Origin of the sequence: Kitasatospora sp. NBC_00070 (genome assembly GCF_045041205.1) — a bacterium.
Classification (GTDB): Bacteria; Actinomycetota; Actinomycetes; order Streptomycetales; family Streptomycetaceae; genus Kitasatospora.
Genome location: NZ_CP108248.1, coordinates 1 through 23,528 on the forward strand (window position 1 = coordinate 1; position 23,528 = coordinate 23,528).

At 72.5% G+C, this 23,528-nt stretch carries 13 protein-coding genes and 2 pseudogenes; 9 read left to right on the top strand and 6 right to left on the bottom strand.

Annotated features, from left to right (window positions below):
• Nucleotides 1-637 precede the first annotated feature (637 nt).
• Nucleotides 638-1,987 carry a hypothetical protein gene (locus OHV05_RS35120; RefSeq protein WP_405021608.1) on the top strand — a complete coding sequence of 450 codons (1,350 nt, stop codon included), beginning with the start codon at nucleotides 638-640 and terminating at the stop codon, nucleotides 1,985-1,987.
• 1,332 nt (nucleotides 1,988-3,319) lie between these two features.
• On the opposite strand, the gene OHV05_RS35125 is transcribed toward OHV05_RS35120, so the two are convergent.
• The 3 genes and pseudogenes from OHV05_RS35125 to OHV05_RS35135 all read right to left on the bottom strand — a co-directional run.
• The gene (locus OHV05_RS35125) at nucleotides 3,320-4,228 is read right to left on the bottom strand and encodes a hypothetical protein (RefSeq protein WP_331729855.1); all 909 of its coding nucleotides are present in this window, start codon (nucleotides 4,226-4,228) and stop codon (nucleotides 3,320-3,322) included.
• A complete protein-coding gene (locus OHV05_RS35130) occupies nucleotides 4,225-5,013 on the bottom strand; it encodes an ATP-binding protein (protein ID WP_331729857.1) in 789 nt (262 codons plus the stop codon). Before OHV05_RS35130 ends, OHV05_RS35125 begins: the two co-directional genes overlap by 4 nt.
• A gap of 491 nt (nucleotides 5,014-5,504) precedes the next feature.
• Nucleotides 5,505-7,001 (bottom strand): annotated as a pseudogene (locus tag OHV05_RS35135) (Mu transposase C-terminal domain-containing protein); the annotation flags it as partial.
• A gap of 631 nt (nucleotides 7,002-7,632) precedes the next feature.
• Here OHV05_RS35135 and OHV05_RS35140 point away from each other — a divergent pair.
• Nucleotides 7,633-8,895, top strand: coding sequence for a hypothetical protein (locus tag OHV05_RS35140; RefSeq protein WP_331729858.1), 1,263 nt, complete (start codon nucleotides 7,633-7,635; stop codon nucleotides 8,893-8,895).
• On the opposite strand, the gene OHV05_RS35145 is transcribed toward OHV05_RS35140, so the two are convergent.
• Nucleotides 8,861-10,465, bottom strand: coding sequence for a hypothetical protein (locus OHV05_RS35145; RefSeq protein ID WP_331729860.1), 1,605 nt, complete (start codon nucleotides 10,463-10,465; stop codon nucleotides 8,861-8,863). The genes OHV05_RS35140 and OHV05_RS35145 overlap by 35 nt on opposite strands.
• A 446-nt stretch (nucleotides 10,466-10,911) precedes the next feature.
• Between OHV05_RS35145 and OHV05_RS35150 the strand changes: the two genes are divergently transcribed.
• Nucleotides 10,912-11,379 carry a transposase gene (locus tag OHV05_RS35150; protein ID WP_331729863.1) on the top strand — a complete coding sequence of 156 codons (468 nt, stop codon included), beginning with the start codon at nucleotides 10,912-10,914 and terminating at the stop codon, nucleotides 11,377-11,379.
• 50 nt (nucleotides 11,380-11,429) lie between these two features.
• Here the strand turns inward: OHV05_RS35150 and OHV05_RS35155 are convergent, their stop codons facing one another.
• Nucleotides 11,430-12,710, bottom strand: a complete 1,281-nt coding sequence (locus OHV05_RS35155) for a hypothetical protein (RefSeq protein ID WP_331729865.1) — start codon at nucleotides 12,708-12,710, stop codon at nucleotides 11,430-11,432.
• Nucleotides 12,711-13,057: 347 nt separating this feature from the next.
• Between OHV05_RS35155 and OHV05_RS35160 the strand changes: the two are divergent.
• The 4 genes and pseudogenes from OHV05_RS35160 to OHV05_RS35175 all read left to right on the top strand — a co-directional run.
• Nucleotides 13,058-13,258 (top strand): annotated as a pseudogene (locus tag OHV05_RS35160) (DUF6431 domain-containing protein); the annotation flags it as partial.
• Nucleotides 13,259-13,364: 106 nt separating this feature from the next.
• Complete coding sequence (locus OHV05_RS35165; RefSeq protein WP_331729868.1) at nucleotides 13,365-13,688, top strand: hypothetical protein; 324 nt, start codon at nucleotides 13,365-13,367, stop codon at nucleotides 13,686-13,688.
• Between the two features lie 329 nt (nucleotides 13,689-14,017).
• Nucleotides 14,018-14,830: an alpha/beta fold hydrolase gene (locus tag OHV05_RS35170; RefSeq protein WP_405021609.1), complete on the top strand. Its 813-nt coding sequence runs from the start codon at nucleotides 14,018-14,020 to the stop codon at nucleotides 14,828-14,830.
• Nucleotides 14,827-15,159 (top strand): putative quinol monooxygenase, encoded by a 333-nt coding sequence (locus OHV05_RS35175; protein WP_331729873.1) that lies wholly within the window; start codon nucleotides 14,827-14,829, stop codon nucleotides 15,157-15,159. Before OHV05_RS35170 ends, OHV05_RS35175 begins: the two co-directional genes overlap by 4 nt.
• Before the next feature lie 177 nt (nucleotides 15,160-15,336).
• On the opposite strand, the gene OHV05_RS35180 is transcribed toward OHV05_RS35175, so the two are convergent.
• Nucleotides 15,337-15,468, bottom strand: a complete 132-nt coding sequence (locus tag OHV05_RS35180) for a hypothetical protein (protein ID WP_405021610.1) — start codon at nucleotides 15,466-15,468, stop codon at nucleotides 15,337-15,339.
• A gap of 625 nt (nucleotides 15,469-16,093) precedes the next feature.
• On the opposite strand from OHV05_RS35180, the gene OHV05_RS35185 reads away from it, so the two are divergent.
• Both OHV05_RS35185 and OHV05_RS35190 read left to right on the top strand, forming a co-directional pair.
• Entirely contained in the window at nucleotides 16,094-17,848 is a 1,755-nt protein-coding gene (locus OHV05_RS35185; RefSeq protein ID WP_331729879.1) for a VCBS repeat-containing protein, read from the top strand.
• Nucleotides 17,849-20,537: 2,689 nt separating this feature from the next.
• Nucleotides 20,538-22,502: a hypothetical protein gene (locus tag OHV05_RS35190; RefSeq protein WP_331729884.1), complete on the top strand. Its 1,965-nt coding sequence runs from the start codon at nucleotides 20,538-20,540 to the stop codon at nucleotides 22,500-22,502.
• The last annotated feature ends 1,026 nt before the right edge of the window (nucleotides 22,503-23,528 follow it).

The window sequence follows — 23,528 nt, forward strand, 5'->3', positions numbered from 1 at the left end:
CACACCCCACACCCGCCACACCCCCAGACCGCCACGGTTACCCGACCGTCACCAACACCCCAACACACACCGCCCCGACCGGGGAGGAAACACCACCCCGCGGACCCGGACGAATACGCTGCGGAAAACAGCAGCTGGCATTTACCGGAAATAGCTTCACCTAGTGAGGGAAATCTCACGGATGCCCGCCCGGATGCCCCCGTGAAGGCATTTCCCGATAGCGCGGACGCGCTGCCTTTCCGCGCAATTACTGGCCTTTATCCGCCGTTTAGGACGTGACCTGCGGCACAGTTGGAGACCTGGCCAGGGGAGAAGGCCAGAGAGAAGAAACCACACCATCGGGCTCCGGCACAAACCAGAGCCAGAACACCAGGAGCACACCATGGCAATCAACCTCTGGCCCACCGCATCCACCACCCAGACCCCGGCCGCCGAGGCACCCGGCTTCAACCCCGAGACCAGCGGCGGAGCGGGACACCGACGAGGTAAGCGCACCCTCGCCACCCTCCTCACCGGCGCGATCGCCTTTTCCGGGGCAGCCCTCTTGGCTCCGTCCTCTGCCAGTGCCACCACTACCTTGTGCCCGAAGAATGCGACACCCACAAGCGTCGTAGGCAACGTCGTCACCTGTCCCACCGTGACATTCCTCAATGGCGCGACCAATAACGACAGCTTCACCGTTCCGGAGAACACCGTCGTCTCGAAGATCATCATCGACGTACGCGGGGAGCATGGCAGCACCGGTGGATACATCGGTATGCCCAACCAAGGCCACGTCGGCAAGGGCGGCCGGGTCCAGGCCACCTACGACATCACCGGTGGCAGCCAGGTGGACCTCGGCAATTGGGGAGGCGCTCGCGGTGGCCTGTCCACACTCATGAATTACTACGGTGGCGATGGTGGTGACGGGGCGTTCGTCTCGATCAACGGCACCACCTTCATGGCCGCCGGTGGCGGCGGCGGTGTCGGCTGGGAGGACGGCTGGGGCAACGGCCGCGCCGGCGGCGAGGGCAACGACAACGACAGCAACCGCGTCGCTGACAGGGGCCGCGCCGGCGGCGACGGTTACAGCATCCGCAACTCGAGCTACAACGCGGGCGGCGACTCGGGCGGCGGCGGCGGCGGCGGATGGATCGGCGGCCGAGGCGGCAAGGACGGCTACAGCGGCGGCATCGGCGGCACGAACCACATCGGCAACGAGTCGGGCTATGCCGTCCGGATCGCCAACAACACCCCTGGAGCCAACGTCGACGACTACAGCGTCAACGACGGCGACGCGTACGTCAACGTGACCGCCCAGTACACCCTGAGCAACCTCTCCAACCACAAGGCCGCCGGCATCGCGAAGAACACCACCCTCGCCGCCGGCACCGCGTACAACTTCGGGTCCCTCGACCACATGGGCAGCCTGGTCATGCAGGGCGACGGCAACCTCCTCGCCTACAAGGTCAACAACGACGGCACCCAGGGCTCGCTCCTGTGGACCAGCGGCACCTGGGGCAACAACGGTGCCGTCGCCTCCTTCGGCACCGACGGCGTCCTGAGGATCAAGAACGGCAACACCGAGATCTGGCACTCCGAGGGCGCCGCCGGCGACAAGCTGCGGGTCGACTCCGGCTACATCCGCACCACCGACACCAACGGCAAGATCACCTGGGCCGGTGACGTCCTCCTGCGCGGCGACACCCTCGCCACCGGCGGCGTCGTCACCACCGGCGACGTCAACCACGGCAACGGCTACCGCCTCAGCATGCAGGGCGACGGCAACCTCGTCCTCTACACCGGCAACTGGGCCAGCGCCCCCTGGGCCACCGGCTCCTGGGGCGGCAGCACCCCCACCGCCACCTTCAACACCAACGGCAACTTCACCGTCAACGCGACCGGCGGCTGGAACGCCAACCTCGGCACCGCCAACCGCCTCGCCCTCCAAGGCGACGGCAACCTCGTCGCCTACAACACCAGCAACCAGGCCACCTGGACCCGCTAACACCCCCACACCCCACCACCCCAGGCCCCCCGGACCACCATCCAGGGGGCCTGACCCACACCCAGCACCACCCCCCACACACAGGCCCCGCCACCATCACCCAGAAAACAGACAACCCCCCAAATCCCCCCGGTTCCCGTCCCCCTCCCCCCCAGGACAGCAACCGGGCACCCCCACACCCACCCCGAACACCCACCACCCCGCACCGCACGACAACACCACCGCCCCAACGGCACAGAAAACGCAGACCGGGACAGGGGCGCAGCGGGCTGCGCGGGACAGGGGCGCAGCGGGCTGCGCGGGACAGGGGCGCAGCGGGCTGCGCGGGACAGGGGCGCAGCGGGCTGCGCGGGACAGGGGCGCAGCGGGCTGCGCGGGACGGGCGCAGCGGGCTGCGCGGGACAGGGGCGCAGCGGGCTGCGCGGGACAGGGGCAGCGGGCTGCGCGGGGACAGGGGCGCAGCGGGCTGCGCGGGGACAGGGGCGCAGCGGGCTGCGCGGGACGGGCGCAGCGGGCTGCGCGGGACGGGGGCGCAGCGGGCTGCGCGGGACGGGGCGCAGCGGGCTGCGCGGGACGGGGGCGCAGCGGGCTGCGCGGGACGGGCGCAGCGGGCTGCGCGGGACGGGCGCAGCGGGCTGCGCGGGACGGGCGCAGCGGGCTGCGCGGGACGGGCGCAGCGGGCTGCGCGGGACGGGCGCAGCGGGCTGCGCGGGACGGGGGCGCCAGAACGCGCCCCACAGCGTGGCAGCGGCGCAGTGGCGGGCGCGGTCGGCCAGATCACCGAATCGTCCGGCAGGCGGGCCGGGTCTGTCCGGTCTTTACGGGACACGGCCCGGTCCGGCGGGGCGGAGGCGCGGTCGGGGCGGGGCGGTCGGTCTTGGAGGTCGGTGGTGGTGGGTCGTGGGTGTGCCCGTGGGCTGGGTTGTGGCTTGGGGGTGTGTCAGCGCAGGGCGGCCGTCTGCAGGTCGGGTGGGAGGTTGTCCAGCCACACCCCGATCGTCCACTCGGGGCCGTCGGGCAGGGCTTGGGGGAAGTGGAGGCGGAAGCGGCCGCCGGGGCGGCCCCACGGGTCCTGGGGTGGGCGCAGCCGGCAGTGTTCGGCGGTGTGCAGGAGGTCGGCCAGGTCGGTGGCGGGTTCGGTGCGCCAGCTGGTGAACGGGGAGGTTGGGGTGCGGGTGAGGTAGTGGTGGTAGAGGGTGGCGGTGTGGAGGAAGGGGCGGGCCCAGGCGGGGATGGGGTGGGCGGCGCAGCGTGCCGGGGTGTGGTGGTGGGCGGGTTTGTGCAGGTGCAGGGTGGGGCGGGTGGGGTGGCAGTGGGGCGGGGTGAGGGTGCTCAGGTGGGCGTAGGGGGCGCCGGTGAACAGGGCGGTGGCCAGGGCTGCGGCGTGGGTGGGGTGGGAGAGGCGGGCCAGGCGGGTGAGGGTTTCTTCGAGGCGGCCGGGTGGGGTGGGGAAGGGCGTGTGGTCGGGGTGGGGTGGCGGCGGGGAGCAGTCGCAGGGGGTGGGGTGTGGGGCCAGGCCAGCCGGGTCAGGGCGGGCAGGGTCAGCCAGGTGGGGGTGGCCGGGCGGGGCGGGAGTGTGCCCGCGCCGACGGTGGTGGCGGCGCGGGGTGGGTGTGGCGGGTGGGCGTAGGGGGGCAGGCCGTGGGTGACGCTGTGGCCGACGTGTGCGAGGGCGCGGGTGAGGGCCGGGGTCGGCGCGCGGTGGCACACCAGGGTCAGGTGCGCTCCGGTGCGCTGTTGGAAGAGCAGGAGCTGGTGCAGGCGGGCGGGGGTCAGCAGGTGGGCGCGCAGCACGATGAGGTGGCCAAGGCGCATGGCGCGGGCGTGGGCCGCTGCGGCCGCCCAGGTGAGGGTGGGGCGGGTGGTCCAGGGGCTGGGCGCGGCGTCGGGTTTGCCGAGGGCGGCCATCACGTCGTGGGCGAGGTCGGCGGTGTGGGCGGTGCCCGGGGTGGGATGGACGGTGGCCTGGCCGCGGGCGGGGTCGTGGGCGGCCAGCGCCGTACGTGTGCAGGCCGGGGTGTCCGCCGGGTCCAGGGCCAGGGTCAGTGGCGGCAGCGGGCGGGTGCCTGGTGCGGCGGGCGGCACCCGCGTGGCGCGGCGGGGGCCGGCCGTACCGGGTGCGGGGGCGGTGTCCGCGGGAGGGACGGTGCGGCCGGCATCGGCAGGGCGGGCCGGGTCAGCGGGGCGGGTGGGGTGTACCGGGGGTGCGGTGGCAGAGGTGGGGCGGGGTTGGGTGCTCATGTGCCGGCGCCGAGCCTGCCGTAGACCTGGCGCAGCAACTGCTCATCGACACGGGTGCGGCCCTGGGCGGCCAGGCCGTCGGCGGCGTGCTTGGTGATACGCGCCCAGGCCCGGAAGTTGCCGTGCGCGGCTTGCTTGTCCACCAACGCGATCAGATCCGGCTCGACGCCCTCCCACAACGGGTGGAATGCCGGGACTGTCGCCAGGACCTCGGGCAGGGTCAGCGGCAGGGCCTGCTGCCAGATGAACACTCGCGAGGCGAGCATCGGCTCCCGGCGCAGCACCTTCGCGCAGCCGTCACCCCCGGCGAAGACCACCGCGATGTCGGTGGTCGGCTCGTCCCACAAGTAGCGCCAGTACTCGAAGCACTCCCGGGACAGCCACTGTGCCTCGTCACACACCAGGACATGGAAGGAACGGGCGAGGGCGTCCTTGAGGACCGCGTCGAACTCGATGGGACGTGCTGGTGGTTCCCCGGGCAGGGCCAGGGCGCGGAACAGCTCGTGGCGGATGTCACGCGGGGTCGGGCGGGCCCGGAACGCCACCCGGTAGGTGTTGCCCGGTGCGAGGTGGCGCAGCGCGGCGTTCACGGAGAACGATTTGCCGTTGCCCGCCGCCCCGGCCAGGACCATCATCGCGCGGGCGTCGAGGGTGGCGGCGATGTTGTCACGCGTGGTGCGCAACGCCTCCGTCGCCACGATCCGCGCCCCGGGCAGGTTCAGATAGTGGTCCGCGCGCTGCGGCGGCAGCATCCCTGGGCGCAGCGCCGACGGTGTGGTGGTCATGGGTATCGGGGGCTCCTGCGGGCTCGGGGCTGCGGGGTGCGGGGTGCGGGGTGCGGACGGGTGGGGTGCGGGGTGGATGGGCCTGGTCGTCCGTGACATGCGGGCAAGGCCCCGGCCGGGGTGGCCGGCCACGAGCCGGGTCAGCGTCGAGGACCGGCATCGGGGTCGTCAGCGGCGGAGAGCGGTGGGTGTGCCGCCCGGTGAGTGCCACCTGACGGAGAACCGCCCTGCCGCGGGGCTGTTCAGGGCGGCACCGCCCCGGGGGCGGTGGTGTCCTCACCGCAGGTCTCGTATGCGGGGACTGGGTCTTGGCCGAGGTCCGACGCGGACACGATGGCGGACACAGGGGCGGGGGCGGCGGCAGAGGCGGCGGCAGAGACGGACACAGGGGCGGCGGCGGCAGAGGCGGACACAGGGGTGGGGGTGGGGGTGGGGGTGGGGGTGGGGGTGGGGGTGGGGGTGGGGGTGGGGGTGGGGGTGGGGGTGGGGGTGGGGGTGGGGGTGGGGGTGTTGTGGGGCGGGACCCAGTCGTCGGGCAGCGGGGTGTGCGGGATCAGTCCGGGCAGGGCCAGGGCGCGGAGGTCCCTGCTGTCGGTCGCTTCGAGCTCGGCCTGGGCCTCGGCGGCGGTGAGGGTGCCGAGCGGCTGGGGTGAGGCCGCGGTGGTGACGGCGGCGAACCGCTGGCGGCGCAGCTTCTCGGCGGCCTTCAGGTCCGCGCGCAGGCGGCGGGCGGCTGCGGTGCGGGCCGCTTTCAGGGCGCGGACCTGTTCCGGGCTCGCCTGCTCGGCGAGATGGGCCGTGCCGAGGTGGTGGCCGCCGGTAGCGTCGAACACCTCGATCTCGCTGTCGTGGTGCGGGAGGTGGCGCAGGCGGACCTTCGTATCGGTGCGGCCGACCATCCACGCGGCGATGTAGGGGCGGCTGCGCCAGGAGATGCCGTTCGTGGTGATCGTGCGGGTGCGGCCGTCGTCCTCCAGGGCGAAGAACGCGAGGTGCTCGGCCGGGACGTCGCGCAGCGGCGTCGGGTCCGCGTTCCATGTCTGGAGCGGGGTGAGGCCCTTCAGAGCCGCCGGGTGGTGCTCGGTGTTCCACCAGCGCACCCAGTCCAGCAGCAGTTGGACGAACGTCGCGAACGTCAGCGGCGGCGCGTGCGGATCGGCGGTCCGGCCGCTGGTGAGTTTCTGGCGGTGGGTGTAGCGCGGCAGGGAGACGAGGAACATCTCCTCGACCGCGTCGTTCAGCGCCTCCACGGTGCCCTTCAAGTGCGGGCTGTAGGCGGGCAGGTCGTGCACGGGGACAGCGAGGGCTCCGAGCGCGGCGGTCACCGTGGTGCACAGGAACTCCTTGCCGCGGTCCACGCGCACCAGGGCGGGCAGGCCGCCGGCGGGGCCGAAGGGTTCGGTGCGGGTGATCGAGGTACGCAGCGCGGCCAGTACCGCGTCCCTGGAGGGGGCGTGCGCGGTCACCGCGAGGCCGAGGATGGACTTGGTGGCGCAGTCGATGAACCAGGTGATCCACGGACACGCCAGCTCCCCCTCGACATCGACCTGCACCGGCACGCGCTTGTGGTCACCCTCCCAGCAGGCGTTCCTCCACGTGGCCGGCCGCTTCCCGAACACGTCATGAGCCCGGCGGGCCGCCTCCCCACCCCGCAGACCCGCCCGCTCCCCCGCCGACAACTCCCGCGCCACGGCACGGTGCAGGGCCGACAGCGACAGCATTGGCCCGGCCTCGGGATCGTCCGCCGCACGGGCCGCCAGTTCGCGGTGAACGGCCGAGACGTTGCCTCCCCACAGAGCCAGCAGACGCCGGATCTGCGGGGTGACGCTCGCTCTCGCGCGGGAGCGCGGTACGAGGCGGCCCTCCCCGCGCGCGGCGGCCACCCAGTACCACACCGCCCGCACGGTTACCCCGAGAGACGAGGCGATCAGCCGTACATGAGCGGTCGTCAACTCACCCCGACTGTCCAGGTCCATCAACCGGGCCACGGCCGCGGACCGGTCCACCGGCTCGGACACCGCCACTCCCCCGTTCCGGTCGGCGCCCCACACCATCGCACCGGGCCTTGTCGCGGGTCAGGCTGTCCACCGCGGCACGGCGCGATACCGACACGCCGCGCGACAACACCCGATCGAAGGCAGAACACCACCGGGGTGTTTCACCCCATGCCCAACCCCGGGCGGCCATCCCGCCCCTGGCCACGACCCAGGCCACGACCCAGGCTTCGACCCGAGGCGTTCACCCCCCATCTTTCACTGCCTTGCACAAGGCGGGCAGACAAACCCGTTCGACCAGGCGGTGCCCCGCTCCCAGACGCAACGCCCAGGCATCGTGATAACGATCGGCGTCAGCTTTTCACCGTGATACAGCGGAACACTTCACCGCAACCCCGGCCCCACCCTTCACCACACACCCCCCTCAAAACAGCTGACCACCAGCCACAACACACCATCCCCCACCAGTGAAAAACAACGCCGACCCCCCAATGAAAACCACACACCGATCATCACCCAGGGAGTCACCAACGTCGAAATCACCGCTTACGGCGCCAGTGGCGGCGATTCCAACGGTGGCGGCGGTGTCGGTGGCAAGGGCGGCAAGGAGGCGGCCGTCTTCACCTTGGCGTCCAATGGCTCCGACAGCGGCCGCTACCTGCAGGTCAATGTCGGTGGCAAGGGCGGAACCAACGCTGGCGGCTGGAACGGCGGCGCGGCCGGCCGCTACCCCAACGCCGGCGCTACAAGCGGTGGTGGTGGCGGCGCCTCGGACGTACGGGTCACCGAGAACGGCAGCGCCCCCCAGCACCGCCTGATCACGGCCGGCGGAGGCGGTGGAGGCGGCAACGCGTGGCACAACGGCCTCGACGGAGGCAGGACCGACGGCGCGCAGACCACCACCCCTGACGGAGGCGCCGGCGACAACAGTCCGTCAGAAGACGGCTACGCGGGCGGCGGCGGCGGCGGCTACCTGGGCGGCAGGGGCGGCCTGGCCGGCTACGGCGGTGACGGCGGGACCAGCCAAGCCGGCACCCCCGAGGCCCCCGGCGGCATCGCCCTCTCCGGCAGCGCCACCAACACCTCCGGCCTCAACAGCGGCGACGGCAAGGTCGAGATCCGCTACACCATCCCCCACATCACGTCTTTCACCTGGGCCAACAGCAAGCGCCTCAACAACGGTGACACCTACACCATCAAGGACGGAGGCGGCAACGACACCTACCACCTGGCCATGCAGGGCGACGGCAACCTCGTCACCTACAACTCCGCCTGGCAGCCCGTCTGGGCCTCCGGCACCAACACCGCCAGGGCCTACGCCGAATTCACCGCCGACGGTGTCCTCGAGGTCCACAAGCCCAACGGGGACCTGATCTGGAAGTCCGCCAACCCCGGCGGCACCAGCTCCACCCTCACCCTCGCCACCGACGGCAACCTCAACATCAACAACGCCAGCGGCAACCGCTGGAAGACCCTCATCGGTGAACGCCTCTACAAGGGCATCGCCCTCGAGCCGAACCAGGCCGTCTCCATCAACGGCGGCTACCACCTCGTCATGCAGTACGACGGCAACCTCGTCGACTACCAGGTCAACACCACCAACGGCAACTTCACCGCCCTGTGGGCCAGCAACACCTCAGGCCACGACGGCCAGGGCTACAAGCTCATCATCGACCAGCCCAACGGCCGGGCCGTCATCAACAACTCCACCAACGTCAACACCACCACCGGCCTCGTCACCGGCGGCACCACCCTCTGGAGCTCCAACACCACCCGCACCGACCTCACCAACCCCGTCCTGAACTTCCAGCCCGCCAACAACGGCAACGGCCGACTCGTCTTCTACACCAACGTCACCAACGGCACCGACATCTGGCACAACTGGTAAACCAACCCCACCCCCACCCCCACGACAACATAGCCACCCACACCCAGACAACAACACCCACCAACCCCCACCCCAAGCCCCCGGACACCCCCACCGGGGGCCCTGCCACACCCCCACCCACACCCCGAAACCAACCACACCCACCCAGACACCCCAAAACACAGCCCCCACCCCCGCGACACCACCCAACCCACCAACCCACCAACCCACCGGACGGCCGGCGAACGCACCGGACGGCCGGCGGACGCGGCAGCGGCAGCAGCAGCGGGTGGAGCGGCGGACACAGCGGCAGCGGCAGCAGCAGCGGCAGCAGCGGACGCGGCAACGGCGGGCGCAGCGGCAGCGGCGGGCGCAGCGGCAGCGGCGGCGGCAGCGGCGGGCGCAGCGGCGGCGGCAGCGGACGCGGCAGCGGACGCGGCAGCGGACGCGGCGGGCGCAGCGGCGGCGGCAGCGGACGCGGCGGGCGCAGCGGCGGCGGCAGCGGACGCGGCGGGCGCAGCGGCGGCGGCAGCGTCCGCGGCAGCAGCGGCAGCAGCGGCGGCAGCGGACGCGGCGGGCGCAGCGGCGGCGGCAGCGGACGCGGCGGGCGCAGCGGCGGCGGCAGCGGACGCGGCGGGCGCAGCGGCGGCGGCAGCGGACGCGGCGGGCGCAGCGGCGGCGGCAGCGGACGCGGCGGGCGCAGCGGCGGCGGCAGCGGACGCGGCGGGCGCAGCGGCGGCGGCAGCGGACGCGGCGGGCGCAGCGGCGGCGGCAGCGGACGCGGCGGGCGCAGCGGCGGCGGCAGCGGACGCGGCGGGCGCAGCGGCGGCGGCAGCGGACGCGGCGGGCGCAGCGGCGGCGGCAGCGGACGCGGCGGGCGCAGCGGCGGCGGCAGCGGACGCGGCGGGCGCAGCGGCGGCGGCAGCGGACGCGGCGGGCGCAGCGGCGGCGGCAGCGGACGCGGCGGGCGCAGCGGCGGCGGCAGCGGACGCGGCGGGCGCAGCGGCGGCGGCAGCGGACGCGGCGGGCGCAGCGGCGGCGGCAGCGGACGCGGCAGCAGCGGCAGCAGCGGCGGCAGCGGACGCGGCAGCAGCGGCAGCAGCGGCAGCAGCGGCAGCGGCAACGGCGGGCGCAGCAGCGGGTGGAGCGGCGGGCGCAGCGGACGCGGCAGCAGCGGCAGCAGCGGCAGCAGCGGCAGCGGCAACGGCGGGCGCAGCAGCGGGTGGAGCGGCGGGCGCAGCGGACGCGGCAGCAGCGGGCGCAGCAGCGGCGGCAACGGCGGGCGCAGCAGCGGGTGGAGCGGCGGGCGCAGCGGACGCGGCAGCAGCGGGCGCAGCAGCGGCGGCAGCGGCGGCGGCAGCAGCAGCAGCGGCAGCGGACGCGGCAGCGGCGGCAGCGGCGGCAGCGGCGGCAGCGGCGGCAGCGGCGGCAGCGGCGGCAGCGGCGGCAGCGGCGGCAGCGGCAGCAGCGGCAGCGGCGGCAGCGGCAGCGGCAGCAGCGGCAGCGGCAGCGGCAGCGGCAGCGGCAGCAGCGGCAGCAGCAGCGGGCTGGGCCGGCACCAGGAGAGGGGGCCCCTGGTGGCGCCCGGCATGGCCGGCCACCCCGCAGCACAACCTGCGCGGTGACCAGGCAGCGATGGCTGGAGCCCCACGCCACGTCGACTGGGCGCAGCCACCCGAGCCGACGGCGTTCGAGGACGCCCGGCCCGAGCCGGCCGGGCCGCGCATGGCGGCGGGCCACCACCGCCGCCCCGCAGGTCATCGGAGAAGACCCAGGAGAAGCGGCAACGGGCGACGCCGACCCACTCGGCCGCAGGCCTAGACGCGCCACCAGCGACAGGCACACACCGCACGGCCCCGGAACCACCACGCGCGCCGCCGGCACCCGCCCCCACGCCCACGCCCACGCCCACGCCCACGCAAGGCTGGCCCGGGCCCGGCCGACAGGCCCTGAAGTTCCCCCACTGAACTGGACAGCCTGATACTGGGACGGTTGGTCCCGGAGGAAGCAGCCCAGAGAGTGCGCGGCACGAGCGGCATGAGCAAGCGGTACACGGCGGAGTTCAAGCGGGACGCGATCGCGCTCGTCCGGTCCTCGCCGCATCGGAATGTCACGGAGATCGCCCGGGAGCTGGGCGTGAGCCCGGAGGGGCTGCGGGGCTGGGCCCAGAGCATCACCACCCGCTGGTACGACCACCAGCAACACGCGGCCCCCAGATGGCGTCGGCGCGCCACCGTCCTGGAGCGGGCCAACCCCGAACTGGCACCAACCCGAAGCTCCTGGGCGCTCCTGGCCCGGGACATCGTCACCTATCCCGAGACCGTCACCCTCGCCCACGCCCTCCACCAGCACCGCGTCCTGGCCGTCCCCGGCGGCCACACCAGCACCCGCCCACGCACCCACACCGCGTTCCTGCGCCACACCGCCACCCGGCTCGGACTCCCCCGCCTGGACCCGTCCCACGACGACCCCCTACACGCGTGGATCCACCACCGCACCCCATGACCCAGACCAGCACCCGCCAGGGTGCCCCGCCTCGACAAGTGAGCCGGACGCTACAGCTCGACGAGCGACGCCACCGCGAACTGGTGCACCAGATCAGCCGCAAGCTGCCTGATCAGCCGCTCCCTCACCTGAGGGGAGGACATCAGATCGGCAAGGGGCGCTTCACTGGCTACCGGAACAACATGGCCGAGCGCAATGCTGCCGGGGAGCGGCTCAGGCTGGTCACCGTCGGGCTGCTGCGTCAGGCAGACGGATGGGACATGGCCGAGGTGTCCGACACCGGGGCTGGTGAAGGAAGCCTGCACCTGCAGAAGCCCGTTACCCTGACGGCGCACGGCGTGCAGGACCGCAACGGTCACCAGATCCCGTACCACTAGCTCAAGGCGATTCTGGACGAGATACCGGATGCCATTGAGCACCGGTGCGTGCGCCGCATTCAGCGCTCCCGCGAAAGAGCCGTCATGCAGAAGTTCGATCTGCCCCCGTCGGCTCTGGCCACGGTATGGCGTGTCGGTACTGACCACTGCACGGCGCAGGCCCACCTGCGGGCGGGCGTTGTTCGTGAACACGGTGCGCAGCATGCCGCCGGCAGGGAGTTCACCGAGGGCAGCCTGCATGCTCGGCTCCACCCGGTGCGGGTCGACAGCGTCAGCTGAGTCGAGGCCCGAGGGCACGGAGCAGGCCGCGCAGACCGTGACCCAGATGCTCTTGGGGAGATGCTGAAGGCGTGCCGAGAGCAGATCGGCCAGCTGCTCGAGCCTGTCCTGCGCGGCCTGGCGCCGTCCGAACCGGGCAGCGTAGGCGGCTTCCAGGTCGCTCTCCCCCAGCCAGTCCGTGTCACTGCCCCGGCGCCGGGGGTAGCCCCAGGAATCCTTCAGGTCCTTCGCCAGAGGCACCAGGTGAGGCGCCTCCGGGCTGCGGGGCACCTCGACCACGATGATGTGCCGATCGGAAGGCGGGGCCAGCGGCAGAGAGTGGATACGCAACGCGGGAATGAACGGGCGGACCATGCTGGCCTTACCGCGAAGGCTCTGCACAAGCGGCTGCGGGTCGCTGGCGGTGGCGAAGGCGTGCTGATGGGCGGCGGCCGGCAGTGGGGGCCGGGCCCATGGCGGCACCGGGTGGGTCATGCGGCCGTGGCGCGGCCCGCCTTGGTCGTGGAGGGTGATGGTGGCCGCTTGGGTGGTGAGGTCGGTGCAGTGGGCGGTGGCGAGCTGGCTGTTTGATGCCGCGCTGAACAGGGCGGTGGCCAGGACGGCGGTGAGGTGGGGGTGGGCGGTGGCGGCGTGCGGACGCCGCGCGGCCTCCCCGGTCGTGGTGGCCGGCGTCATCGAGGGCGGATGAAAACCGCGTACGTGGGCCAGTGGCGGAGTACAGCGGGGTGTCAGCGTGTTGGGCGACTCTCACCATGCCGATGTCGCGGGCGCGGATCGGGCGTTGAGCGTGCCGATGAGGTTCGGCTGGTTCGGGGTTCGTTTGGGGCGGCACCTTGCCGATGAAGGTGAAGGCCGAGGTGGGCGGCGGGTGGCGGACCGTGGGGTGTCGCGCGGTGCCGGTCGCCGTGGCCCGGTGGTCCGGCTTGCGCTGACGGGTCGTCGGAAGCGGGGGTGCAACACCGGCTGCCCCTTCCTGGGTGGTGTGGCCGGGCCGGAGCCTGACGGGATGGACGTTGATCGAGGTGCTGGGCGCGGCGGCGGCCCGGCGGGCGCTGGCCCGCCGGCTGCTGCGCTGCCCGGACTGCGGCGGCGCGCTGCGGCCCTGGGGCCGGGCCCGGAGCCGGACGGTCCGCGACCTCGGCGGCCGGCTGCTGACCGTGCGTCCGGACCGGGCCCGGTGCACCGCCTGCCAGGCCACGCACGTCGTGCTCGACTCGGCCCTGCTGCCGGGCCGGGCCTGCACGGTCCGCTTCGTGGGCCCTCCTGGGCGCGGCGCGCGGGCGCGCTCACCGGCCGATCGCCGCCGAGCTCGGTGCGCCGGAGGGCACGGTGCGCGGCTGGCTCCGGCGTGCCAGGCGCTCGGCCCACCAGCTGTGGGCTGTGGGCGTCCAGGCCGTCGTGGCGCTCGACCCGTCGGCCCTTCCGACGCTGGACCGGTCCACCCCGCTCGCCTCCGCCGCCTGGGCCCCGCTCGCCGCCGCGCTGGCCGCCGCCCGCCGCCTGGGCGGCGAGCACCACGGACTCTGGCCGCGGATCGCCGTCCTGCACACGCGGCCGGCTGCTGGCCATGGCCCCGCCGGGCTGAGCCGTCGGCACCGCTCCCGGCACCCGCCTGCCCTCGAACCGCCGCTGAGCCGTCCGACCGCCCGGTGAACCCTCCACCGGCCGGCTTCCGTACGCACACGTGCGACACCGTGCCGACGACGTGCGACACCTCGCTCATGACGTTGTCCGGTTCGCCCGGAAGGTCATCGACCTGGCCGACCGCCTGGGCCGGTTGCTCTCCCTGGGAGAGGATTCATCCAACCTTGATGTAGACAGACGGATCTGTCTACTATCTGGATGCCGTGCGGTCCGCAACCTGGAACCACCGGGACGGGGTCTGTCGCAAGAACATCCGAACGGAGAGAGCAATCAGCTCACACACGCGTCCTCCGCTGGAAAGCATCAAGATCGACGTCGGCCGTCACACCTTCGACGCCGTGGCTTCTGGGCCGGAGAACGGTGAGCTGGTCGTACTGCTCCATGGGTTTCCCGAGTTCTCGGTGATCTGGGACGACCAGCTCGACTCCCTCGCTCAGGCGGGATTCCGCGCGATCGCGGTCGACCAGCGGGGCTACTCCCCAGCCGCCCGTCCCGCGGAGGTCGAGGACTACGCGATCGGGAACATGGTGGCCGACACGCTCGGCTTCGCGGACTCCCAGGGTGCCGAACGCTTCCACCTGATCGCGCATGACTGGGGTGCGATGGTGGCGTGGTCCCTGGCCAGCGCGCGCCCGGAGCGGGTCATCTCCCTGGGCATCCTCTCCACCCCGCACCCCCTGGCCCTCCAGGACGCGCTCGCAGCCGGCCAGGACCAGCACGACAGGCTCGGCCACGTCCCCTTCCTGCGCCAGGGCAACGGCATTCCCGAGGCCGCGCTCTGCGCTGACGGCGGCGCACGCATCCGCCAGGGCTACGCGGGCCGGATGCCCGAGTACCTCCAGGACGAGATCGTCCGGCGCCTGCTGGAGCCGGGCGCCCTCACCGCGACCCTCAACTGGTACCGGGCCATCGACGAGGACCTCTCAGTCCCGGCCGACCGCATCACCGTGCCCACCCTGTACGTGTGGGGCAACGCGGACAGCGCGTACGGCCGGCTCGCCGCCGAGGGAACCGCCGGGTACATCGACGCGGCGTACTCCTTCGAAGTCCTGGAAGGCGCCGGCCACTGGCTCCCCCACGAGTCCGCGGAGCGGATCCGACAGCTCCTGCTCGACCACGCCCGGGACAACAGCGGCGATCGCAGCCGATGAGCGCCGCCGCTTACGACCCGTTCAACCAGAAACGAGAGAGCATGAGCCTGCGCGTCATGGCCGAGATGTGGGCCGCCCCCGACAAGGAGCACCTGCTGCGCTCCACGCTGGAGGGGATTGTCGGTCCCTCGCTCGCGGAGCCCGGGGCCATCGCCTACACGGCGTTCGTGGATCCGAACGACCCGGCCCGCTGGCTGACGGTCGAGGAATGGGCGGATCAGGACGCGCTGGAGGCGCACTTCCAAAGCCCGCATTTCCAGCAGGCGGTCCGGACCCTGGAAGACGTCCTGGTGAAGCCGGCGACGCTGCACCGCCTCATCCCGGCCTGAGCCCGGAAGCCGCTCGCCTGCCTGACAGAACCCCGTCATCTGTCTCCCTTGCGGCCGAATCCGGGGCATCCGCGGACCGTTCCGCGGATGCCCCGGCATGATGAACCGATGGCATAGCCCCACACACACCACGACCCCGAGGGCGTGGCGCTCAGCGCGGCGCTGGCCGCGCTCGCCCTACTGCGCCTGCGCGCAGAGGAGACGCTTCCGGGAGCCACCCTCCTCGCCCGCCCGGAGCTCGTCGACACCTGGGCCGACCGGTTCGGCGCGGTGGCCCTTCCACCAGTCCCAGGTCAGTGACTGTCGCAACTGCTCTGGGATGTTGGCCGTTTGGACCGTGAGTGGGCTTTCCCCTGGGCTTCGCACCACGCCGTTACCGGCATCGCACGTCAAGGGCGGGGACGGGTCATACGGACACAGACCGTGCAACTTCGTGTCACACAATCGCCTTCCCAGTGTCCGGGGATCGCGCGGTCCCCGACCTCGGCGGGACGCTCGCTGATCATCACGTCGGGGGCTGCCACGCGGTACCGGGAGAGGTGGTAGCGGGGATCGTTGTTGTCGGTGACGTTGATGAAGAACTGGGAGGTGGTCGGGTCCGGGGTTGCGGGCCATGGCCGGGGTTCCGCACGTGTTGAGGAGGCTGTTGACGGCCTCGTTGCGGATCGCGGGGCTTTGGGCTCGTCTTGGCCGTCTGGGCGGCTGACATGTTGCTGAGGCCCACCTGTGCGACCGCGTCGCGCCGCTGGCGCGGGTGGGGGCGGTCAGGGTGTATCGCCGGGGAGGCGGAGGGGAGCGGTTTCACAAGGAATCCACAGGATCGGTCCGTACGCTGCGGGGAGGAAGTGGGGACCGTTCACGCGCCGACGCGTGTCCCGGTCGCGGGGCACGAGGCGCCCGGGTGGGTCCACACGTTCGATCCCGAGGGGGGATCTTGACCGCACCGTACCGCGGACGCCTGAGGGCCCTGGCCGCCGGGGGCGTCCTTGCTCTGGCTGTCGGCGTTCTTGCCGCCACCCCGAGCACGGCCGCCCCGCAGCACCGCGCGCCCGGCTCCGTCGTGGCGCAGGCCGTGACCGACTCCGCGCAGATGTGGGACCCCGGCTCCGCGCCGCGCGGCGTCGGCGGGTACCCGGCCGTCGTCCTGCCCGCTCTGTCCGGGCCGTCCGAGCAGGTGACTGCCGCCGCCAAGCCGCGGCACGACGTCGACGGCGACGGCCGCAGCGACATGATCGTCATGCAGTACGACCAGGCCACGGCCGTCTACCTGTCGTCGATCCAGGCCTGGAGCGACTACACGATCGCCAAGACCGACCCCGACGCCTCGTTCAAGGACCTGCTGCCGGTGGGCGATGCCGGCGGCACGACCAAGCCGGAACTGCTCTCCCTCTCCTTCGACGGCGTCCTGACGCTCTACGAGGCCGGCTTGAACGCCACGTCGGCGCCCCTGTGGTCGGGCGGCGGCTGGCAGAAGTACAACCGCCTCATCGCCACCGGGGACGTCACCGGAGACCGCCACCCCGACCTGCTGGCCCGCGACTTCGCCGGCGACCTGTGGCTCTACACGGGGACAGGTACGGTCACCAAGCCCTTCAACACGCGGGTCAAGGTCGGCACCGGCTGGGGGGTCTACGACCAGATCGTCGGCGCCAGTGACGTCGACGGCGACGGCCTCGGCGATGTTCTCACCCGCACCCTGACCGGCGAGCTGTGGTTCCACAAGGGGGCCGGCAGTGCCACCGCCCCGCTCAAGGCCCGGGTCAAGGTCGGCACCGGCTGGAACGCGTACAACGTGATCACCGGCTCGGACGACGGCGACGGCGACGGCCTGGGCGACCTGCTCGCCCGCGACGGCGACGGCGTGGAGTACTGGTTCAAGTCGACCGGCGGCGGGCACTTCGCCGCACCGGCGTACTTCGGCAGCGGCTACGAGAACAACAAGTTCATCGTCGGTGCCGGCACCACGCAGCTCTACGGCAAGGCCCAGAACCTCATGACCCAGGCCGACGGCGCCCTGTCCAAGTACTACGCCCTCGCCGACGGCACCTACCTGACGCCGCCGACCGGGGCCGGCAAGGAGACGCCGGGGTCCCGCAACACGTACGCCACCGCGCTCAACAGCCACAACCACGCCAGCTACGTGCAGAACACCGGCAGCGACTTGTACATCCGCGGCAAGAAGGTCAGCTCGACGTGGAACTACAACGCGATGGTCGGCCCCGGCGACCTCACCGGCGACGGCAAGGGCGACCTGCTCAGCCGCGACCCGGCGGGAGTCCTGTGGCTGCACCCCGGTGACGGGGCGGTGGACACCAAGCTCGGCACGCCCGTCAAGGTCGGCAGCGGCTGGAACGCCTACAACGCGCTGGTCGGCGCGGGCGACTACTCCGGCGACGGACGGCCCGACCTGCTCGCCCGGGACACCTCCGGCCGGCTGTTCCTCTTCAAGGGCACGGGGACGTCCACCGCGCCGTTCGCCGCCCGGGAACAGATCGCCACCAGCTGGGACGTCTACGACATGCTGGTCGCGCCGGGTGACATCGACGGGGACGGCAAGGGCGATGTGCTCGCCCGCGCCAAGAACGGCGACCTGTACCGGTACTCCTCGACGGGCAACGCCGGCACCGCGACCTTCGCCGCCCGGGTGCTGTTCGGCAGGGGCTGGAACATCTACACGAACATGCTCTGACCCGAACCTTCGGCCCCCGGCGGTGACCGAGGAACCCCGTACACGGAGCTCCTTCAAGTACCGCCCGGCGGGGTGAGGCATTGACCGCCGCTCGCGGGCACCCCTGACCAGCGCAAGCGTCGCTCGCGGGCACCCCTGACTACCTGTTTTCAATCACCGAAGTCGCAGGTCAGCCCATCAATGTCCGATAAGCGAAGTTCGTGGAAGCGTTCGCCGAACGGTCACAGTGACCGTTCGGCGAACGGAACTGCTGGGGCGGATGGCGCGCGCGGGGTGTTGTCCGTGACCAACAGGCCCCAGGGGCCGGCGGGTCGGCCGGCGGACCGACTCAGCCCTGATCGTTCTCAAGGTGATAGTCGTCAACTTGGCCCAGAACCCACCTGAAACGAGGCTACCGGGACCGCAGGCCAAGAGGGCCTGAAAACAGGTTCTGACCAGCGCGAGCGTCGTTCGCGGGCGCCGGTTGCAACCTCGCCTCCGTCACCCGGTCGGTGGACCCACTGATTCCCTTTCAGCACTTGCCCGGCAGGGTGAGGCGTCGTCTGGCGTTGACAGCTACCCCCACCAACGAGAACGCGGTCGGCCACACCGGCTGGGGCCTCGGCTCCGTTACCCGACCGATGGGCGATCTCAAAAGGCTCACTGAAAACGCTCGAGGTCACCCACCCCGGCGTCCGCCGGACACCGGCGCGGCCCTCGGCCCGATCCGCCGCTCCGACCCGAGAGCGCATCGGACCATGACGAGGGCCGCGCCGGTCCTTCCGCGGTCTCACCGGACCGGGTGACGGGTAGTGATACACCGGCTCCGGCCCCATGAGGATGAACGGGATGGCGATCGTTGAAAACGGCCGCCCCCTGCTCGGGGTGAGCCCAGACCTGCTCAGCGGCTCTCCCCAGGCATAGGGCACTTGACCTGCGGACGGGCGCCGAACCGCAGGGGCCGCCCGATAGCCCAGCCAGGCCCAGGCGCGGGACGGACTGTCCAGGGTGGCCGGAGACCAGCGCGTAGCGCCGCCGAAGACGCCCTTGACCGGCCGGCACGGCCCGCACACCCAAGGGAGCGGGCGGCCCCCGGCCGACAGTGCACCCGACGCTCGCCGCCCCAGTCCGTTGAACACCGGATGGACTGGGGAACCGTGAGCAGCCCTGGCCGTTTTCCGAGATCCCCATCAGCGCGGAAAGCCGGCCGGCCGGGCCTCAGGGACCGCCGCCGCCACGCCGCCGGGGGCGGAGGCCGGCCGGCCTCCGCCCCCGGCGGCGTGCTGAACACGCGGACGCGAAAAGAAGGCCAGCGCAGCGCCCCGGCGGCAGTACCCCGCTGGCGTGCCAGCGCGCCCCGCACAGGAACGCGCGCGGCCCGGCGAGAAGGTAGGACCCCGCGAGGCCACCGATCTGGCGGGCCGGCTGGACGCGCACAGCTGGACGTGCACGGCACCGCGATCGTGGCCGGCGCGGACGGCCGACGCGGACGGCCGGCGGCGGTTCATGCGCCAGGCGGGCCGCGGCCCCCAGGGCTGTACGGCAGCCCGGACGCATGCCAGCCCGGCCGTGGGCACTGCCACCCTCGGGCCCCGAGCCGGCCCGGCCGCCCCCGGAGGACGGCCGCAAACACCCAACGCCCCGCCACACCCGCCAGGAACCACACGCCGGCGAACGCGCAACCACCAGACACCCACCACCCACCACCCGGACGAGCGGACGGACGGACGAGCGGACGGACGGACAGGTGGGCTGACGGACGAGCCCGGGCCGGGTGGGGGCAGAACCGCGAACACCACCCGGCACGGCAGAGGTCCCGCCCGACGTCACCACAGCCCGGGGCCGGAGCACCACGACCACCCTCGGGAACAGGCCCAGGCCTCCTACCCGGCATCGGCGGGCGCGGGCCGGCCCGCGCCGGACGCGGGGGGCACCGGCGAGCACCACCGGGGACCGTGAGGTGGTCCTGGCGCTCAGGTGGTGGCGCGGCTGCCGTGTCCGGGGCCTCTTGGGGCCGCGGCGGCGCTGGGGCGTGTCCCGTCGTGGGCCCGCGGCAGCCGGCAGGCGGCCGGCAGGCGGCCGGCAGGGCAGGTCGGGTGGGGCTGGCCCCGATCGGAGTGAGCCGGACGGGAATACCGCGGGCCCGGCAACCGGTAACGGCGTGCCTTGGAGGTCCGGCCGGGCACGGGGCCGTGCCCGGGGCCCCCGGCAGGAGCGTGGCGGTCGGCGCAGCCCCCGGCCCCGGGGCCAGTGCCCGAGATGCCAGGGGCGGCTGCGTGAACACGAAGGCGCGGCCGACGGCGGCCGTGTCCACCATGCGGGCAACCCCGCACACCCCACCCGCACCACCCCCGGCCCGCCACCCCTACCCGGCGGTCACCAACACCCCAACACACACCACCCCGGGAGAGGAACAAACACCACCCCGCGAACCCGCACGAATACGCTACGGAAAACAGCAGCGGGCATTTACCGGAAATAGCTTCACCTAGTGAGGGAAATCTCACGGATGCCCGCCCGGGTGCCCCCGTGAAGGCATTTCCCGAAAGCGCGGACGCGCTGCCTTTCCGCGCAATTGCTGGCCTTTATCCGCCGTTTAGGACGTGACCTGCGGCACAGTTGGAGACCTGGCCAGGGGAGAAGGCCAGAGAGAAGAAACCACACCAACAGGCTCCGGCACAAACCAGAGCCAGAACACCAGGAGCACACCATGGCAATCAACCTCTGGCCCACCACCGGACCCACCACCCCCGCCGTCGAGACCCCCGCCTTCGACACAGAGACCAGCCCCAGGACCGGACGCCGACGAGGTAAGCGCACCCTCGCCACCCTCCTCACCGGAGCGATCGCCGTCTCCGGCGCGGCCCTCCTCGCCCCGTCCTCGGCGAGCGCCACCACCGGCGCGGCGTACAACCCCTGCCCCAACGGCGCGGCCGCGACCTACCCGTCCGCGAACACCGTCTCTTGCGCGAAGACGTCCTACGACGGGGGAAGCTACACCGTGCCGGCCGGTGCCACCGCGACGGTGCAGTTCGAGGCCTATGGGGAGAGGGGCAAGCCCGGCCGGGACGGTTACGGGATGGAGGCGGGCCATCGAGGGGACGGCGGCAAGGTCACCGTCACGTACACGGTCCCCGGCGGCACTCAGATCGATTTCAGGAAGATCTCCGGCGGCGGCGTACATGAGACCTGGGACCACAAGTGGGAGGCGGGCGCCGGCGGCACGGCGATTGCGGCCTCCGTCCAGGGCCAGGATCTCTGGGTCGCGGGTGGCGGTGGCGGCCCCGGCCTCGAGAACACGACCTTCCGGCAGGGTTTTGACGTCGGCCAGTCCGGCAACACGCTCAACAACTGGGGCCAGAACGGTGGCGCCGGAACACCAAACTGGAATAACACAAGCTTCGGTGGTGGCGGTGGCGCCGGCCAGTGGGGTGGCGACGGCGGGCACATGGAGAACGGTGGGAACCGGGCAGGCAACGCCGGCAGCAGCTACAGTGCCGCGTCCATCGGCAGTGTCCAGCGAGTGGGCGGCGACAGCCGCGCCGCGAGCTTCACCGATGGCGCCCACACCGACATGACGATCACGCAGCTCACCTTCCCCGCCCTCAACACGATGCCCAACTACAACGCCAGCGGCCACCTCAACCTCACCGACCTGGCGTCCAACTCCACCTACAGCACGGGCACCAGCATCGCCAACGCCCGCACCCTGGTCATGCAGGGCGACGGCAACCTCGTCATGACCAACCTCGGCGGCCAGGCCGTCTGGGCTTCCGACACGTGGGGCAACTACGGCGCCACCGCCTCCTTCGCCAACGGCATCCTCAAGATCAAGAAGAGCGTCGCCAACGGCGGCACCACGCTGCGCCAGAGCAACCCCAACGCCACCGCCGGTGCCCTCGGCTTCTTCCCCTCCGGTGACCTGTCGATCACCAACTTCGCCCAGACCCCCTGGACGAGCCAGAACGAAGGCCTCTACTTCCCCGCCGACACGCTTCCCAACTACCAGGCCAGCGGCATCGCGCAGAGCTCCACCCCCCTCGTCACCGGCCAGACGTACAGCTTCGGGACCCACGACGCCAACGGCAACACGATGGGCATGCTGAAGATGCAGGGCGACGGCAACCTCCTCGCCTACAACGTCAACACCGACGGCACCCAGGGCTCCCTCCTCTGGTCCAGCGGCACCTGGGGCAACAACGGCGCCACCGCCACCTTCGGCACCGACGGCGTCCTGAGGATCAAGAACGGCAGCACCGAGATCTGGCACTCCGAGGGCGCCGCCGGCGACAAGCTGCGGGTCAACTCCGGCTACATCCGCACCACCGACACCACCGGCAAGATCACCTGGGCCGGTGACGTCCTCCTGCGCGGCGACACCCTCGCCACCGGCGGCACCGTCACCACCGGCGACGTCAACCACGGCAACGGCTACCGCCTCAGCATGCAGGGCGACGGCAACCTCGTCCTCTACACCGGCAACTACTCCAGCGCCCCCTGGGCCACCGCCACCTCCGGCGGCACCAACACCGCCACCTTCAACACCAACGGCAACCTCACCGTCAACGGCACCGCCTGGACCGCCAACCTCGGCACCGCCACCCGCCTCGCCCTCCAAGGCGACGGCAACCTCGTCGCCTACAACACCAGCAACCAGGCCACCTGGACCCGCTAACACCACCACCCAACCACCCACCCCAGGCCCCCCGGACCACCATCCGGGGGGCCTGACCCACACCCAGCACCACCCCCCACACACAGGCCCCGCCACCATCACCCAGAAAACAGACAACCCCCCAAATCCGCCCCGCCCCGCCCCCGCCCCCCACCAGGACAGCGACCGGGCACCCCCACACCCCGGCACCGCACACCAGCCCAGACAACACCACCGCCCCAACGGCACAGAAAACGCAGACCGGGACAGGGGCGCGGGACGGGGGCGCAGCGGGCGCGGGACGGGGGCGCAGCGCGGCCAAGCACCACGGCGGACACCCGGCACACCAAGGCGGAGCGGCCGCCGGGCCGCCAGCGCCGCGACAGGACAACGGGAACGCCAGCCGCGGCGCGGGGGCAACACCCGACAGCGAGACCGCGCGGCGCGGTGTGCGCCGCCGGTGGCGGGGATTCGCGTGGCGGACCCGGTGCCGGCACGAACGCCACGGGCACCGGCCGCGGCGCGCGCACGAGGCCGGGGTGGCTGGGGCGGGCGCAGGCCGGGCGGGCTTCGGCGAGGCCGGTCGCCTCCCACGTCTGCCCCCGCTCACGAGGCTCGCGCGGGCCAGGGAAGGGCGCGGTGAACAGCGGGGTGTCGCCGGCGGCGGCGAAGGCGTGCTGATGCGCGGCGGCCAGCAGCAGGGGGCGTGCCCACGGTGGCACCGGGTGGGTCATGCGGCCGTGGCGCAGCCCGTTCGGGTCGTGGAGGGCGATGGTGGCCGCTTGGGTGGTGAGGTCGGTGCGGTGGGCGGTGGCGAGCTGGCTGTCCGCGGCCGCGGTGAACAGGGCGGTGGCCAGCACGGCGGCGAGGTGGGGGTGGGCGGTGGCGGCGTGCAGACGCCGCGCCGCCTGCGTTGTGGTGGCCGGTGTCATCACCGGCGGATGGAAACCGCGTACGTGGGCCAGTGGCGGGGTGCAGCGGGGTGTCAGCGCAGGGCGGCCGCCTGCAGTTCGGGTGGGAGGTTGTCCAGCCACACCCCGATCGTCC